The 16,027-nt window shown below is 73.9% G+C and carries 16 protein-coding genes and 1 riboswitch; of the genes, 3 read left to right on the top strand and 13 right to left on the bottom strand.

Translation table 11 applies throughout. The annotated features are described in order from the left end of the window. The 3 genes from EBO15_RS32150 to EBO15_RS32140 form a co-directional block, all read left to right on the top strand. Positions 1 to 897, top strand: an 897-nt coding sequence (locus tag EBO15_RS32150) for a D-alanyl-D-alanine carboxypeptidase family protein (RefSeq protein ID WP_147481761.1), incomplete at its 5' end; no start/stop codon positions are given. Positions 898 to 1,032: 135 nt separating this feature from the next. Next, on the top strand, positions 1,033 to 1,935 hold the full coding sequence (locus tag EBO15_RS32145) for a D-alanyl-D-alanine carboxypeptidase family protein (protein ID WP_122198236.1): 903 nt from the start codon (positions 1,033 to 1,035) through the stop codon (positions 1,933 to 1,935). A 63-nt stretch (positions 1,936 to 1,998) separates the two neighbouring features. Next, positions 1,999 to 2,709: a Clp protease N-terminal domain-containing protein gene (locus EBO15_RS32140; RefSeq protein ID WP_122198235.1), complete on the top strand. Its 711-nt coding sequence runs from the start codon at positions 1,999 to 2,001 to the stop codon at positions 2,707 to 2,709. Between the two features lie 51 nt (positions 2,710 to 2,760). Here the strand turns inward: EBO15_RS32140 and EBO15_RS32135 are convergent, their stop codons facing one another. From EBO15_RS32135 to EBO15_RS32070, 13 genes are all read right to left on the bottom strand, one after another. Further along, positions 2,761 to 3,204 carry a PH domain-containing protein gene (locus EBO15_RS32135; RefSeq protein ID WP_233616567.1) on the bottom strand — a complete coding sequence of 148 codons (444 nt, stop codon included), beginning with the start codon at positions 3,202 to 3,204 and terminating at the stop codon, positions 2,761 to 2,763. Beyond that, positions 3,197 to 4,072 (bottom strand): ATP phosphoribosyltransferase, encoded by an 876-nt coding sequence (gene hisG / locus EBO15_RS32130; RefSeq protein WP_122198234.1) that lies wholly within the window; start codon positions 4,070 to 4,072, stop codon positions 3,197 to 3,199. The genes EBO15_RS32135 and hisG overlap by 8 nt, the downstream gene beginning before the upstream one ends. Positions 4,073 to 4,322: 250 nt before the next feature. Next, positions 4,323 to 4,799, bottom strand: coding sequence for a 6,7-dimethyl-8-ribityllumazine synthase (gene ribH / locus EBO15_RS32120; RefSeq protein WP_122198233.1), 477 nt, complete (start codon positions 4,797 to 4,799; stop codon positions 4,323 to 4,325). After that, positions 4,796 to 6,064, bottom strand: coding sequence for a bifunctional 3,4-dihydroxy-2-butanone-4-phosphate synthase/GTP cyclohydrolase II (locus EBO15_RS32115; RefSeq protein WP_122198239.1), 1,269 nt, complete (start codon positions 6,062 to 6,064; stop codon positions 4,796 to 4,798). Before EBO15_RS32115 ends, ribH begins: the two co-directional genes overlap by 4 nt. A gap of 26 nt (positions 6,065 to 6,090) precedes the next feature. Then, positions 6,091 to 6,741, bottom strand: a complete 651-nt coding sequence (locus tag EBO15_RS32110) for a nicotinamide mononucleotide transporter family protein (RefSeq protein ID WP_122198232.1) — start codon at positions 6,739 to 6,741, stop codon at positions 6,091 to 6,093. Then, positions 6,738 to 7,346, bottom strand: a complete 609-nt coding sequence (locus EBO15_RS32105) for a riboflavin synthase (protein ID WP_122198231.1) — start codon at positions 7,344 to 7,346, stop codon at positions 6,738 to 6,740. The genes EBO15_RS32110 and EBO15_RS32105 overlap by 4 nt, the downstream gene beginning before the upstream one ends. A gap of 98 nt (positions 7,347 to 7,444) precedes the next feature. Continuing rightward, a riboswitch (FMN riboswitch) is annotated at positions 7,445 to 7,575 on the bottom strand. Positions 7,576 to 7,855: 280 nt separating this feature from the next. Further along, a complete protein-coding gene (locus EBO15_RS32100; protein ID WP_122198230.1) occupies positions 7,856 to 8,527 on the bottom strand; it encodes an HAD-IA family hydrolase in 672 nt (223 codons plus the stop codon). Next, positions 8,527 to 9,213 carry a ribulose-phosphate 3-epimerase gene (gene rpe / locus EBO15_RS32095; protein WP_122198229.1) on the bottom strand — a complete coding sequence of 229 codons (687 nt, stop codon included), beginning with the start codon at positions 9,211 to 9,213 and terminating at the stop codon, positions 8,527 to 8,529. The genes EBO15_RS32100 and rpe overlap by 1 nt, the downstream gene beginning before the upstream one ends. 53 nt (positions 9,214 to 9,266) lie before the next feature. Beyond that, the gene (locus EBO15_RS32090; RefSeq protein ID WP_122198228.1) at positions 9,267 to 10,691 is read right to left on the bottom strand and encodes an RsmB/NOP family class I SAM-dependent RNA methyltransferase; all 1,425 of its coding nucleotides are present in this window, start codon (positions 10,689 to 10,691) and stop codon (positions 9,267 to 9,269) included. Continuing rightward, positions 10,691 to 11,617, bottom strand: a complete 927-nt coding sequence (gene fmt / locus EBO15_RS32085) for a methionyl-tRNA formyltransferase (protein WP_122198227.1) — start codon at positions 11,615 to 11,617, stop codon at positions 10,691 to 10,693. The genes EBO15_RS32090 and fmt overlap by 1 nt, the downstream gene beginning before the upstream one ends. A 2-nt stretch (positions 11,618 to 11,619) precedes the next feature. Further along, a complete protein-coding gene (def, locus tag EBO15_RS32080) occupies positions 11,620 to 12,165 on the bottom strand; it encodes a peptide deformylase (protein WP_122198226.1) in 546 nt (181 codons plus the stop codon). A 114-nt stretch (positions 12,166 to 12,279) separates the two neighbouring features. Then, entirely contained in the window at positions 12,280 to 13,860 is a 1,581-nt protein-coding gene (locus tag EBO15_RS32075) for a hypothetical protein (RefSeq protein WP_147481760.1), read from the bottom strand. 16 nt (positions 13,861 to 13,876) lie between these two features. Next, positions 13,877 to 15,859, bottom strand: a complete 1,983-nt coding sequence (locus tag EBO15_RS32070; protein WP_378237793.1) for a primosomal protein N' — start codon at positions 15,857 to 15,859, stop codon at positions 13,877 to 13,879. Positions 15,860 to 16,027 lie beyond the last annotated feature (168 nt).

Here is a 16,027-nt window from a genome sequence, read left to right as displayed (position 1 = left end):
GCCAACGCGGCCCCGGCCGCCGCGCCGGCCGCGGGCCCGGACGTCTGGGCCGCCGCCGGCCCGGCCGGAGTGGGCGCGAAGTCCGCCTACCTGTACGACGTGTCCGCCAAGAAGGCCCGCTGGGCCCGCGCGGACAAGACCAAGCGCCCGATCGGCTCCATGACCAAGGTCATGACCGCCTACACGGTGCTGAACGGCAAGGTCAGCCTGGACAAGGTCACCACCGTCCAGCGCAAGCACGTCGAGTACGTCACCAAGAAGTACAAGGACGCCAGCCGCGCCGGCATCGTCGCGGGTGACAAGCTGACCGTCCGGCAGCTGCTGAACCTGATGATGGTGCCGTCCGGCTGCGACGCGGCGTACGTGCTCGCCGACACCGTCGGACCGGGCTGGAAGAACTTCGTCGCCAAGATGAACGCCAACGCGCGCAAGCTCGGCATGAAGAACACCCACTACGCGAACTTCGACGGGCTGAACTGGCCGTCGGAGAAGTCGACGTACTCGACGGCGTACGACCAGACCCGGCTCGGCTACGCCGTGATGAAGAACTCCACGTTCCGCTCGGTCGTGAAGCAGCCGCGCTACTACCTGGGCGCGACGGGCTCGCACCACTCCTACAACCTGTGGAACACCAACCGCCTGCTCGGCTCGGGCAAGGGCGCGTACAAGGGCGCCATCGGCATCAAGACCGGCCACACCAACGCGGCCGGCTACTCCCTGATGTTCGAGGCCGTCCGCGGCAAGAAGACGCTCCTCGGCGTGGTCATGGACAGCTCCAAGACCGTCGAGGCGGCGCGCTTCACCGACGCCGCGAAGATGCTGAACTGGGGCTTCGGCGTCCGGACCGCCGACGTCTGGGTCGTCCCGCCGGTTCCGGCCGGCGCGAACGTCGACTGACGCACTCCCCCCGGCCCCCTGCACCGCCCGAGGCGCAGGGGGCCTCCCCATGTTTCGGCCGAACCGCTTGCGGGCGCCCCGGCCACCCGCGAAGCTGCATGAACTTTCGTCGGACGAGCGAAACGGGGACCGCTGATGCGACGCATGGGACTCCTGGCGGGCACGACCCTCACGATCCCCCTCCTGTCGGCCGCCCCGGCGTCGGCCGGCACACCCCATCCCGTCCTGGGCGTCCTCCAGGGGGCGGCGCCGTCCGCGCTGCACGCGAAGGCCGCCTACCTCTCCGTCGGCAAGGCCTCCTGGGGGCGCGGCGCCGACGTCCGCCGCCCGGTCGCGAGCGTCACCAAGCTGATGACCGCCCTCGTCGTCGTCCGCTCCGGCGGCCTCGGCCGGACGATCACCATCAAGCGCAAGTACCTCGCCTACGGCGCCAAGCACGGCGCGAGCATGGCCGGGCTCCACGCCGGGGACCGCCTCACCGCGCGCCAGCTCCTGTACGCGATGCTCCTGCCGTCCGGCTCGGACGCCGCCTACGCCCTCGTCGAGTCCTACGGCCGCACCTGGCCGAGGTTCGTCGCGAAGATGAACGCCACCGCCCGGTCCCTCGGCATGGACGACACCCACTACGACAACTTCGACGGCCTCCCCTGGCCGTCCCGCACGGCCGACTCCAGCACCCCGCGCGACCAGGTCGTCCTCGCCCGCCGCGCCCTGTCCGACCCGACCGTCCGCCGCGTCGTCGCCACCCGCGCCTACAGCCTCCCCCGCACGGGCGACCACGCCGCCTACACCTGGACGAACACCAACCGCCTCCTCGGCACCTACCGGGGCGCCCGAGGCGTCAAGACCGGCTTCACGAACACCGCCGGCTACTGCCTCCTCTTCAGCGCCAGACGCGGCAACCGAACCGCCTACGGCGCCGTCCTCGGCGAACCCACCTCCACCGCCCGCTTCACCGACGCCACCCGCCTCCTCAACTGGGCCTTCGGCCAACACACGACCGCCCTCCCCACCTTCCCCACCCCGTCCCAGGACTGATCCGCACCATCGAAGCGTCAACCACGAGTTGACGCCCGAGGGGCGTCAACCTATGGTTGACGTATGAGCGAACTTCCGGTGCGGCTCGGTGATCTCATCGAGTACGTGAACGAGCAGAGTCCCGAGGGCGGGCCGCTGGAGCGGCTGTCGGACGCCGTGGTGGTGTCGGAGTCGATCGGCGAGGCGGCCGATCACCTGGTCGGGCACTTCGTCGACCAGGCGCGCAGGTCCGGGGCGTCCTGGACGGAGATCGGGCGCAGCATGGGCGTCACCAAGCAGGCGGCGCAGAAGCGGTTCGTGCCCAAGGCGGGAGGCGGGACGGTGGAGGCGACCGGGCCGTTCTCGCGGTTCACCAAGCGCGCGATCAACTCCGTGCTCGCCTCGCAGGAGGCGGCGCGGAGCGCGGGCAACGACGAGATCCGGCTCGCGCACCTGGTGCTCGGCCTGCTGACCGAGCCCGAGGGCCTCGCCGTCAAGGCGATCCAGGAGCAGGGCGTCACGGTCGAGGAGGTGCGGGAGGCGGCCGTCCGGGCGCTGCCGCCGCGGGTGGAGACGGAGATCCCCACGAACATCCCCTACGCGCAGGACGCGGCGCGGGTGCTGGAGCGGAGCCTCCGCGAGGCGCTGCGGCTCGGGCACAACTACATCGGCACCGAGCACCTGCTGCTCGCCTACTTCGACGACGGCGGCCCGCTGCTGGACGCGAACCTCGACAAGGACGAGGCGGAGGAGTGGATCAAGTCCGTCCTGGAGCAGCTCCAGAAGGAGGACTAGGGCCCGCCTTCAGGTCGGCGCCCGTGGCGGGCGGCCTCCCTGAGACGCGCCCTAGCGGTCGCGGGCCTCGCCGCGGGCGTGGACGAGCGCCTGGAGCTCGGTGAGCTGGCGGGCGGCGAGGTCCTTCTCGGCGCCGTTGATGCCCATGGCGCCGAGGGACGTGCCGTCCGCCAGGTCGAGGGTGGGCCACGGCTCGCCGACGCTCATGTTCACGTCCACGATCTCGGCCCATTCGAGGCGGCGGGTGCGGAAGGCGTTCACCACCGTCACCCCCGCCTCGTCGGCCGTGACCCGGCAGCGCGCCAGCATGTGCAGCAGCCACGCCATGAGCAGCCCGAACAGGACCATCATGGTCCGGTCGAAGGTCTTGAACTGGGGCGCGACGATGACGGCGAGCAGGACCATGCCGAGCACGCTCACGCCCGCCGTCACGTACGCGATGAGCCGGGTGGTGCGGGGGCGCCACACCACCGGCAGCGTGGGAGTGTCAGTCAACGATCTTGCTGATCGGGATCTCGAGGATGTCGTGGGCTCCCGCCGCCTTCAGCGCGGGGATCAGGGTGTTCACCCCGCGCTTGGGGACGACGGACTCGACCGCGCTGGCCTCGCCGCCGGCGAGGGCGGTGACGGTCGGGGACGACATCGCGGGCATGATGTCGAGGACGCCGGGCAGGTCGGACTGCGCGACGTTCAGCTTGAGCAGGACGTTGCCGCGGGCGCGGATCGCGCCCTGGAGCAGGAGCGCGACGTCCTCCATGGCGGCGCGCTTCTCGTCGTCCTCGTAGGCCTCGCGGTTGGCGACCAGCTCGGTGTAGCTGGTCAGCAGGGTGTCGAGGATGCGCAGGCCGTTCTTGCGCAGGGACGACCCGGTCTCGGTGAGGTCGACGATGGCGTCCACGATGTCGGGCACCTTCGCCTCGGTCGCGCCGTAGGACGGCACGACCTTGGCCTTCACCCCGTGCCGGTCGAGGAACCGGCGGGTCATCTCCGGGAACTCGGTGGAGATGCGGACGCCCTCGGGCAGGTCGGCGACCGACTGCCAGGGGGCGTCGTTCGGCACCGCCATGATCACGCGGACCGGGTTCGAGGTGGCCTTGGAGTACTTCAGCTCGCCGAGGCTCACCACGTCCGAGTCGGTCTCGGTGATCCAGTCGCGGCCGGTGATGCCGAGGTCGAAGAGCCCCTGCTCGAGGTAGGTCGGGATCTCCTGCGGGCGCAGGACGCGGACCCGCTCGATCCGGGGGTCGTCGATGGACGCGCGGTAGTCGCGGTCGGAGGAGCGCCGGACGGTCAGGTCGGCGGCGTCGAACAGCTCCAGGGTCGCCTTCTCGAGGGACCCCTTGGGCAGAACGAGGGACAGCACAGCGTTCCCTTTCAGGAAGTGGTGACGGTGGGACGGATCCGGGAGGGACTCAGAAGCCCAGATGCTCCGTGTCATGCCCGGCGTGACCGTGATGCCGCGTACCTCGCAGGGTCAGAACCGTGCCGGATGCGGTCACCGTCGCCTCCCGTCCCTTCGATGCCATCACTTGCTGTAACTGCAGCCGACCTTACCATGCCGTGACCGGCGGACTCCTCCGGGTCACCCCGCGCCGCGACCACGCGGCGTGAGGTCAGAGCCTTCGCAGCTCCCCGAGGGTGAGGGCGGTGTCGAGCGCCGCGACGACCGACTCCCAGCCCTTGTCCTCCGAGCTGCCCGCGAACCCGCTCCGAGCCCGGGCCTGCCCGATGTCGTCGCAGGTCAGAACGCCGTTGCCGACCGGGGTCGACTCGTCCAGCGCGACCCGGGTCACCCCGGCGGTGACCGAGTCGCAGACGTAGTCGAAGTGAGCCGTCTCACCCCGGATGACCGCGCCGAGCACCGCCACCGCGTCCAGGTCGCGGGCGAGCTGCTGCGCCACGACCGGGATCTCCAGGGCCCCCGCGACGCGGACGACCACCGGATCGGCGACGCCGCACGCCTTCGCCGCGCTGGTCGCGCGCTCCAGCAGCTGGTCGGTGATCTCGGCGTTCCACCGGGTGCAGACGATGCCGAGCGTCAGCCCGGCCGCGTCGACGGTGGTGTCCTCGGGACGTCCGTGGCCGCTCATGCGAGATCTCCGATCCGGTGGCCGAGGCGGTCGCGCTTGGCGGCCAGGTAGCGGCGGTTGTGGGTGGTGACGGCGACGGGCAGCGCCTCGCGGCCGAGGACGGTGGGGCCGAACCCGGACAGGCCTTCGAGCTTGGACGGGTTGTTGGTGAGGAGCCGCATCGACTTCACGCCCAGGTCGCGCAGCATGTGCGCGGCGTTGGAGTACTCGCGGGCGTCCACGGGGAGGCCGAGCTCCATGTTGGCGTCCACGGTGTCGGAGCCGTCGTCCTGGAGGGCGTAGGCGCGGAGCTTGGCGAGCAGGCCGATGCCCCGGCCCTCGTGCCCGCGCAGGTAGAGGACGACGCCGCGGCCCTCCTCGGCGATCCGCGCCATGGCGGCGTCCAGCTGGGCGCCGCAGTCGCAGCGCTCGGAGTGCAGGACGTCGCCGGTGAGGCACTCGGAGTGGGCGCGGACGAGGACGTCCTCGCCGTCGCCGATCTCGCCGAGGACGAGCGCGACGTGCTCGCCGCCGTCCACGGAGCTGGCGTAGCCGACGGCGCGCCACATGCCGAACCGGTTCGGGAGGCGGGTCTCGGCCTCGCGGGTGACCATGGGCTCGGTGCGGCGCCGGTACTCGACGAGCTGCTCGATGGAGATCAGCGTAAGGCCGTGCTCCTTGGCGAACACCTGGAGCTCGGGCAGCCGGGCCATCGTGCCGTCGTCGTTGACGACCTCCGCGAGGACGCCCGCGGGCGGCAGCCCGGCCAGGCGCGCGAGGTCCACGGCGGCCTCGGTGTGGCCGCGGCGGCGCAGCACCCCGCCCTCGTGGTAGCGCAGCGGGAAGATGTGCCCCGGCCGGACGAACGCGCCCGGGCCGGTGCCCGGGTCGGTCAGCAGCCGCAGCGTGTGGGCGCGGTCGGCGGCGGAGATGCCGGTGGACACGCCGTCGTGGGCGTCCACGCTGACGGTGAACGCGGTGCGCATGCGGTCGCGGTTCTGGGTGGTCATCAGCGGGATCTGGAGGCGGTCCAGGTCCGCGCCGAGCATCGGCGCGCAGATCACGCCGCTGGTGTGCCGGATGGTGAAGGCGAGCAGCTCGGGCGTGGCCTTCGCCGCGGCGAAGATGATGTCGCCCTCGTTCTCGCGGTCCTCGTCGTCCACGACGAGGACGGGCCGTCCGGCCGCGATCGCCGCGACGGCGTCCTCCACCGGGTCGAGGACGCCGGAGCCGCGGGCGCCGCGCGCCGGGTCGGTTCCGCTCACCGACAGGGTGCCCCGGGTCATGTCGTCGGTCGTGTCGTTCGCGGACATCACGCCGTCACCGTCCCCTCGGCCCGCGCCTGGACGGGCGGCGTCCTGCGGGCCTCCTTGATCCAGTTGCGGAATCCGGCCATCACCATGACGAAGAAGATCCCGTACACGCCCCCGGACACCCACAGGCCCGACTTCAGGGCCAGCGGGACGCCGACCAGGTCCACCAGGACCCAGATGATCCAGAAGTCGACGAGGGCGCGGCTCTGCGCGAACGTCGCGGCCGCGCTGCCGACGAAGATGTAGGCGTTCGCCCACGGCGACCAGGCGACCTTCAGCCAGGTGAGGTGGATGAAGATCTGCGCGACCAGGACGGTGCCGAGCGCGAGCGCGGCGAGCAGGACGACCCGCTCCCGCGCGGTGCCCTTGCGGATGACCAGGGGGCCGCCGTCACGGCGTCCGCGCGCCCACATGAACCAGCCGAACGCGCCGAGGAAGACGAACAGGGCCTGCTTGAGGGCGTTGCCCGGGACGTGCGCGTGCAGGGACGCCGCGAGGAGCAGCAGCGCGCCGGCGATCTGCACGGGCCAGGTCCACAGCGTCTTCTTCATGGCGAGGTAGACGACGGTGAGGGACAGGACGTTGCCGACGAGGTCGGTCCACAGGACGTGCTCGCCGAAGAGGGTGAAGCTCGCGTTCAGCCAGTTCACGACGCGTCCTCGCTGTTCTGGACGGTCAGCATGCGCTCGACGTACTTGGCGACGACGTCGACCTCGAGGTTGACGACGTCCCCGACGCCCCTGAGACCGAGGGTGGTGAGGGCGAGGGTGGTGGGGATGAGCGCGACGCTGAAGCGGTCGGGGCCGGCCTCGACGACCGTGAGGCTGACGCCGTCCACGGTGATCGAGCCCTTGTTCGCGACGTAGCGGGCGAGGCCGGACGGGAGCGAGACCGTCACGACGTCCCAGCGCTCGCCGGGTTCGCGGGAGAGGACGGTGCCGGTGCCGTCGACGTGGCCCTGCACGATGTGGCCGCCGAGCCGGTCCGACACCCGGACGGGGCGTTCGAGGTTGACCCGCGCGCCGGGGGCGAGTGCGCCGAGCCCGGAGCGGTCGAGGGTCTCCTTGATGACGTCGGCGGTGAAGCCCTGGTCGTCGACGTCCACGACCGTGAGGCACACGCCGTTGACGGCGATGGACGCGCCGTGGACCGCGTCGGAGGTGACGAGCGGTCCGTGGATGGTGAGGCGGGCCGAGTCCCCTGCGGACTCGACCTCCTTGATCTCGCCGAGTTCCTCGACGATGCCGGTGAACATGTCCCGGGCCTCCCTTTCGGGGTCAGGCTCCGGGGTTCCTGCCAGCACGACGGTCGCGTACGGCGTGCAGCCCCATATCTCACCTCGAGCAGGGGCCGTCGCGCGCTGCCTCCCATCCGGACTTTAACCGTCGGTCCCGGAGTTCCACCGGGTCAACCGGCCGATGGCATCGGCCGGGTCGCGGACTATCACCGCCGGTTCGGACTTTCACCGACCCCGGAGCACGCGTTGCACTGCTTGCCAACCAGTGTGCCACGCCTCTTGTTCCCAGAACCATGTGAGAACGCCCACGACCCCACAAAATCAAACAAGCGCTCGTTCGGGTGTAGTCTCTTCGTCCGCTGAGGCGGGCCTTCCCGAACACCGGCGCGTCCGGCGCGTCCGGGGGCCGCCGGTGGCGAGGACGGCCGCACCGCCGAGAACGCTCCGGCGGGTCAGGGATGTGGGGTGGAAAGGTTGATCACACATGCCCCGGACGCTACGGATCCGAAGATCATCCTTCGAGGTGCCTAGGCGCCCCTGGAGGGTGTACCCAGGTGCACCTCTCCGGTCAGGGTCAGGCCGGCGGGGGTGGCGGTGACGTGGGTGAGGTCGGGGACGATCAGGTCGGCCTCGCCCAGGTCGGACGCGTCGTGGCTGGTCGCGACGGCCAGGACGGTCGCCCCGGCGGCGCGTCCGGCGCGGATCCCGGCGGGGGCGTCCTCCACGACCACGCACGCGGACGGTTCGACGCCCAGCTCGCGCGCGGCCAGCAGGTAGCCCTGCGGGTCGGGCTTGCCGTGGGACACCCGTTCGGCGGTCACGACCACCGGCGGCAGCGGGACGCCCGCGACGCCCGTCCTGATCGCGAGCTGGCCGCGGTCCATCGAGGTGACCAGGGCCCAGGGCAGGGCGTCCAGCGAGGTCAGCAGGCGGACGGCGTCCGGAAGGGCGGTGATCCCGTCGGTGCGGGACGCCTCCAGCGCGTCCAGCCGGGCGGTCGCCTCGGCGACCCGCCCGGCGGGCAGGAACTCGGCGATCCGGTCGGACGTGCGGCGGCCGTGCGCGCCGGCCAGGTACTCGCCGGCGTCCAGGCCGTACTCGGCCGCCCACTCCCGCGCGGCCGCCTCGACCAGCGGCGTGGAGTCGACGAGGGTTCCGTCCACGTCGAACAGGACGGCCGAGCACGGCAGGAAGGTCATCAGTGCACGGACCAGGGGGCGGAGGCGGTGGCCTTCTCGGCCTGGGCGCGCAGCCCGCGGATCGCCTCGGACGGGTCGTCCGCGCCGTAGACGGCGCTGCCCGCGACGAACACGTCCGCGCCCGCCTCGGCGCAGCGCTCGATCGTCTCGGCGCTCACGCCGCCGTCCACCTGGAGCCAGACGTCCAGGTCGCGGCCCTTGATCAGGTCGCGGGCGCGGCGCACCTTCGGCAGGACGACGTCCAGGAACCTCTGCCCGCCGAAGCCCGGCTCGACGGTCATCAGGAGGAGCATGTCGATCTCGCCGAGGATGTCCTCGAACCGGTCGACGGGCGTCGCCGGGTTCACGCCGAGCCCGGCGCGCGCGCCCGCGGCGCGGATCGTCCGCAGGGTGCGGATCGGCGCGGACGCCGCCTCCGCGTGGATCGTGACGCTCTTCGCCCCGGCCTCGGCGTACTGGGGAGCCCAGCGGTCCGGGTCCTCGATCATCAGGTGGCAGTCGAGCGGGAGGCGGCTGGTCCTGAGCAGCGCCTCCACGATCGGCAGCCCGAGGGTCAGGTTGGGGACGAAGTGGTTGTCCATCACGTCGACGTGCACCCAGTCGGCGGCGTCGGCGATCCGCTCGACCTCGACGCCCAGGGCGGCGAAGTCGGCGGACAGGATGCTGGGAGAGATCTGCGGAGCCATGATGCCCCCCAGCTTAGGAGTCCCGGCCACCACCGCGGCGGCCGGGGGCGGGCTCACGCGGGGCGCTTGCGCAGGAGCGCCAGGAACATGGCGTCGGTGCCGTGCCGGTGCGGCCAGAACTGGGCGTACGGGGTGTCCCGGACGCGGACGCGTTCCAGCGACGGCGCGATGCCCGTGAGGACGTCCGGGGCGTCGATCCGCTCGACGTCCTCGCGGCGGCGCAGCACGTCGTCCACGACGACCTGGGTCTCGGCCAGGTGCGGCGAGCAGGTCACGTACGCGACGACACCGCCCGGACGCAGCGACTCCAGGGCCGTCCGCAGGAGGTCCCGCTGGAGCGGGCCGAGCTCGGCGACCGACTCGGGGCCGCGCCGCCAGCGCGCCTCGGGACGGCGGCGGAGCGCGCCGAGGCCGGTGCACGGCGCGTCCAGCATGATCCGGTCGAACGACCCGGGACGCCACGCGGGCACCGTGCCGTCGGCGACGACGACGCCCGCCCGGTCGTCCACGGCGCGGGTGACCAGCGCGGCGCGGTGCGGGGTGACGTCGGCGGCCAGCAGCCGGGCGTCCCGCTGCGTCGCGACGGCCGACAGCAGGCCCGCCTTGCCGCCCGGACCCGCGCACAGGTCCGCCCAGCGGGCGTCCCGGCCGGACAGCGGGGCGGCGGCGAGGGCGAGCGCGACCAGCTGGCTCGCCTCGTCCTGGACGGCGGCGCGCCCGTCGCGAACGGCGGCGAACACCGCCGGGTCGCCTTCGGGCAGGACGGCCCCGACCGGCGAGTACGGCGCGGGGTCGGTCCCCTCCAGCTCGGCGAGCGTGGCGCGGCCGGGACGGGCGACCAGCGTGACGCGCGGACGGTCGTTGTCGGCGGCGAGCAGCGCGTCGATCTCGTCCCGCTCCGGGCCGAGCGCGTCGCGGAGCGCGGACACGATCCACTTCGGGTGGCTGCGGCGGACCGACAGCCGGGTCGTGGCGTCCATGTCGTCCGGGGCGATGATGTCGAGCCAGGCGGCCAGGTCACGCCCGGCGACCTTGCGCAGCACCGCGTTCGCGAACTTGGACTGGCCGGGCCCGGTGACGTCGCGCGCCAGGTCGACGGCCGTGCCGACGGCCGCATGCGGCGGGATCCGGGTCGCGAGCACCTGGTGCGCGCCGAGCCGCAGGACGTCCAGCAGCGGCGGGTCGACGCGGCGCAGCTCGCGGTCGCTGCACAGCGCGAGGATCGCGTCGTAGGTGCCGCGGCCGCGCAGCGTGCCGTAGGTCAGCTCGGTGGCCAGGGCCGCGTCCCGGCCGGTCAGGCCGCGGTCGCGGAGCCGCGCCGGGAGCAGCAGGTTGGCGTAGGCGTCGCGGGAGTCCACGGCGCGGATGACGTCGAACGCGGTGCGGCGGACGAGGTCCTGCGGGCGGCCGGTGCGGCGCGGCCCGTCCGGGCGGCGGTTGGCGTTGCTCCGGCCGCGGTGGTGGCGGGTGGGCGGCATCAGGCGAGCGTGTCCTTGTCGGTGAGAGAGACCCCGCGCGCCCAGTCGGCGGCGGGCATGCGGCGCTTGCCCTGCGGCTGGACGTCGCCGAGCGCGACCGGGTGCGTCGCCGTTCCGACCAGGACCTGGTTCTTGCCCGGGAGCAGGGCTCCGGGCGCCAGCGGCCCGGCGTCCGGGACGGGCCGGACGGGGAACAGCTTCAGCCGGGTGTCGCGGAACGTCGTCCACGCGCCGGGCGCGGGCGTGCAGGCCCGGACGAGCCGGTCGACGTGCAGGGCCGGGGACGTCCACTCGACGCGGGCGTCCTCCGGGGTGAGCTTGGCGGCGTGCGAGACGCCCTCGGAGGGCTGCGGGCGGGGCTCCAGCACCCCGGCCTCGATGCCGCTCATGGTGTCGACGAGCAGGTTCGCGCCCGCGACGGCGAGCCGTCCGAGCAGGTCGCCGGACGTGTCGGTCGGCAGGATCGGCTCGGTGAGCACCCCGTAGACCGGGCCGGTGTCCAGGCCCTCCTCGATCTGGAAGGTGGCCGCGCCGGTCACGTCGTCCCCGTGCAGGATCGCGCGCTGCACCGGGGCCGCGCCGCGCCAGGCGGGCAGCACCGAGAAGTGCAGGTTCACCCAGCCGTGCCGGGGGATCTCCAGCGCGGCGGGCCGCAGGATCGCGCCGTAGGCGACGACCGGGCAGCAGTCCGGCGCGATCGCGCGCAGCCGGTCCAGGAACTCGGGGTCGGACGCCTTGGCGGGCCTGAGGATCTCGATCCCGGCCCCCTCGGCGACCTGCGCGACCGGGCTCGGGACGAGCTTCCGGCCGCGCCCGGCGGGGGCGTCGGGACGGGTGACGACCGCGGCGACCTCGTGCGAGGACTCCAGCAGCGCCCGCAGGGACGGAACGGACGTCTCGGGCGTGCCGGCGAAGACGAGGCGCATGGTCAGAGAGCCTTCCCGGCCGTGCGGTGCGGGGACACCTTGACCTGCGGGACCGGGTCGCCGAACCACTCGGCCTGCCGGATCGCCTTCATCGCGGCCTTGCGCTGCTCGGCGTCCATCCGGTCGATGAAGATGATCCCGTCCAGGTGGTCGGTCTCGTGCTGGACGCAGCGGGCCAGCAGGTGCGTGCCCTCGACGGTGATCGGCTCGCCGTGCTGGTTGAAGCCCTTGGCGACGGCCCGCACCGAGCGCGGCGTCGGGAACGCCAGGCCGGGCAGCGACAGGCAGCCCTCGTCGCCGGTCTCCTGCTCGTCCGACAGGTCCAGGGACGGGTTGATCAGATGGCCGAGGACGTCGTCGACGTAGTAGGTGAACACCCGCAGGCCCACGCCGAGCTGCGGCGCGGCCAGTCCCGCGCCGGGCGCGTCGATCATGGTGTCGGTGAGGTCCTTGACGAGCCGGCGCAGCTCCTTGTCGAAGTCCTTGACCGGCTCGGCAGGGGTGCGCAGCACGGGGTCGCCGAAGAGGCGGATGGGCTTGACGGACAAGGACGGCTCCGTGGTCGTGGTCTCGGCGGGCTTGGTTCGGCGGGCGTGATTTCGCCTTCAGGGGCGCGCCGCGGTCATGGACCGTCGGCACGTCCAGTCTACGAACCGTCCAGTCTAAGATCCCCCGGCGGCCGACCGCGCCTTGAAGGCGGCGGTCCGGGCCGATTTCGCGGTCCCCCGGTCCGGATGGTGGTCGCCGAGCGCGCCGAGCACCTCGGCGGTCGCCGGATGGTGGCAGCGCCACAGCGCGGCCACGTCGTCCGGGACGGGCAGGGCGGTCACGGCCTCGACGGGGGCAGCGGTCTCCAGGCGCCCGGCGACGCCGTCCACGAACAGCCAGTCCGGGTCGGGCTCCGGCGCGGGCAGGCCGTGCCCGGTCAGCCAGCGCGCCGCGTACGGCCGGACGGTCGGGTCGTCCACGGCGTCCCGGACCTGCGGCTCGGCCTCCGCGCCCAGCCGGTCCAGGACGGCGGCGGCCAGCACCCGCTCGCCCGGACGGCCGTCCCGCATGATCGCGATCAGGTCGCGGGCGGCGCCCGGCCGGTCCCGGCCGTCCAGCCAGGCGGTGATCTCGTCGTCCAGGGTGTCCGGGCGGTGCAGGACGAGCCCGGCGACCAGCTCGGCCGCGGACGCCGCGGCCAGCGCCCCGACGACCGGCGCCAGGTAGCCGTCGGCGAGCAGCAGCTCCCGGACGCCCCAGACGCCGAGCGGGGTCAGCTCCAGGCCGCCGCCCGCCTCGGCCACCACGCCCCACGCGGCGAACTCGCCCAGCTGCTCGCGGAGCGCCTCGGCGACCGCCCGCGCGAGCAGCCGCGGGTCGCCGACCTCGTACACCGCCTCGACGTGATCGAGCAGGACGCGCGTCAGGTCGTCCGGAGCGGACGGCTCGCGCTGCTCGTACAGCTGGATCAGGACGCCGGTCAGCTCGCCGCGGACGAGCTCGGCGACCTCGACCTCCTCGTCCCCGGACGGCTCGGCCACCGCGACCTCGTCGAACCTGGTCAGCCAGGCCTCCAGAACGGCCGCGTCATCGTCCCCGCCCCCGGAGTCGCCGGAGTCGCCGGAGTCGGCGGAGTCGGCGGACGGAAGGAGGCCGGACGCGCGGGCCGCGCGGGCCAGCTCGTCCACGGACGCCAGCCGGACGGGCGGGACGACCAGCTCCTCGGCCCGCCGCAGGTAGTCCTCGGTCCGGGTGAACCGCTCGGACTCGGGCAGGGCCTCGAACGCGGCCACCCAGCGCTCGACGGCCGCGACGTCGCCGGTGTCCACGCCGTCCTCGGCCATCATCCCCGCGATCACCTCGGCGGCGGCGCGCCGCTCGTCGGTGTCGGCGTCCTCGACGACCCGGGTGAACGCGGGCGTGACCGCCTCCAGCTCGGCGACGAGCGCCGCCGCCCGCCCGCCGGGGAGCGCGCCCGTCCCGTCCAGGAAGGCGACCAGGGCCCGCAGCGCCGCGAGGATCGACGGGACCTCCCCGGCCTCCGCCACGACCGTCTCGGGGAACACCTCCAGCAGCAGCGCCCGCAGGGTCTCCGGGGTCAGCCCGTCCGGGCCGGTGAGCCCCAGTTCCTCGCGCGCGAGGTCGAGCAGCAGCTCCGCGCCGTCGACGTCCACGTCCCGGTCAGCGCCGCCCGGCCCATCGGCCCAGGTGGCGAGCCGGTCCGTGACGTCCCGCACCCACGTCTCATCGTTCACGCGGCCACCCTAGAACTCAGATGAGCTCCAGGGGGTCCATCTGCACACGGACGTACTCGGTCGTCTTCCGGGCGCTGCGGACGCCCTGCCCGGCCTGGAGCTCCCGGGCGAGCGGCAGGCCGTCCCCGCGCGGCACCCGGACGAGGGCCCGCTCGCGCGGAGGCTGCCCCGGCTGCGGCTTCTCAGCGACCGGAACCGGCCCGAGGACCTCGGCGGACGCGGGCAGGCGCGCGTCCGCCAGCAGCTCGCGGATCGCGGCCGGGACCGCCGTCAGCGACGCCATCCGGAACGCGGGCGGGAACCCCGCCTCGCGGCGCTCGCCCAGCTCCCGCTCGGCGAAGGTGACCGGATCCCAGCGGAGCAGCGCCTGGACGGCGGGCAGCGACCCGTCGGCGGCGACCACGACCGGCCCGCCCGGGCGGACGAGCGCGGCGGCGTTCATCCAGCGCCGCAGGCCCTCCTCGGCGGCCCGCAGGTCGGCCCGCCCGAGCAGCGCCCAGCCGTCCAGCAGGAGCGCGGCGGCGTACCCGTCCTCGGCGACCGGCTCCGCGCCCGGCGTGGACACGACCAGCGCCCTCCCGGGGCCGACCGCGTCGAGGACGCCCTCGCGCCCCGACGTCCGGACGGCCGCGCCGGGGAACGCCCGGCCGAGTTCCTCGGCGGTGCGGCGGGCCCCGACGACCACGGCCCTGAGCTGGAAGGACCCGCATTCGGGGCAGTGCCAGTCCCCCGCGATCCGGCCGCACCAGCGGCAGTACGGCGCGGCGTGCGCGGACGTCAGCGCCAGCGGTCCCTGGCAGGCCGAGCAGTGCGCCATCGTCCGGCAGCGCTGGCAGGACAGCGCGGGCAGGTACCCGCGCCGGGGCACCTGGACCAGCACCGGGCCGTGCTCCAGCGCCCGCCGGGCCGTCTCGAACGCCAGGTGCGGCAGCCGGGCGGCGCGGGCCGCCTCGTCCCGGGACATGTCGAAGTCGTCCCCGACCGGCCGGACGCGCGGCATCGCCGCCCGGACGGTCTCCCGGTCGGCCGTCAGGGCGTGCGCCCACCCCGTCTCGACCAGGACGGTCGCCTCGGTCGTCCGCGTGTACCCGCCGATCAGCGCCCCCGCCTGCGAACGGTGTGCGCGCAGCGCCAGCACCTCGCGCGGATGCGGGTAGGGCGCGTGCGGCTCGGCGTGCACGTCGTCCCCGTCGTCCCACAGGACGACCAGGCCGAGATCACGGACCGGCGCGAACATCGCCGCCCGCGTCCCGGCGACCGCCTTCACGGCCCCGCGCCGGATCGCCAGCCAGCGCCGGTACCGCTCGGTCGGGCCGAGATCGGCGGTCAGCGCGACGTGGCGTCCCTCACCCAGCTCCCCGGTGAGCGCGGCGTCCACGCGGGCCACGTCCCGGCCGTCCGCGAGGACGACCAGCGCCCCGCGCCCGGCGGCCAGCGCCGTCCGGACGGCCCGCGCGATCGCCGTGACCCGCTCGGGGCCGGGCAGGGCCGTCCAGACCCCGCGTGGGGCCCGCCCGGCGGCCAGCGCGGCCAGGAAGGACGGCCCGGCCGGGTACCGCGACCAGGGCCCGGGACCGTCGGGCGGCTCCGGGGCCGTGGCGGGCTCCCGAGGCGGCTCGCCCTCCGCCTTGGCGTGCCGGGGCGGGATCGCCAGCCGCAGCACGTCGGCGAGCGTCCCCGCGTACCGGTCGGCCACCTCCCGGGCCAGGGCCGCGATCTCCGGGGCCAGGACGGCCTCGGGCGAGGTCACCCGCTCCAGGAACGACAGCCGCCCCTCGTGATCGCTCTCCCGGACGCGGTCGAGCAGGAGGCCGTCCACGAGCTGACCGGCGAAACGCACACGAATCCGACACCCTGGCACGGCCTTGTCGTCGAGTTCGTTGGGTACGAGGTAGTCGAAGGGCCGGTCCAGATGGGGAAGCGACATGTCGACCGCGACCCGGGCCACAGGGAGGTGCCCGGCGGGGACCCGCGCGCCCTTCTTCGCCGCCTTCCCCACACCGTTCCCGGACGCCGCTTTGACCCCGCCTTTGCCCTGCGTCCCGGCCCGCCGGGGGGACTTTCCGGGCGCGACGGACGTCCCGGGCGGTACCGTCGTCCCGCCGGGGGCGTCCGGAATCACGTCCAGTCCCGGGATCAGCCCGGAGTCCCCACCGTCGTTGCTCAC

Origin of the sequence: Actinomadura harenae (assembly GCF_003696215.1) — a bacterium.
GTDB lineage: Bacteria > Actinomycetota > Actinomycetes > Streptosporangiales > Streptosporangiaceae > Spirillospora > Spirillospora harenae.
This window is presented reverse-complemented; position numbering and strand designations above follow the sequence as displayed.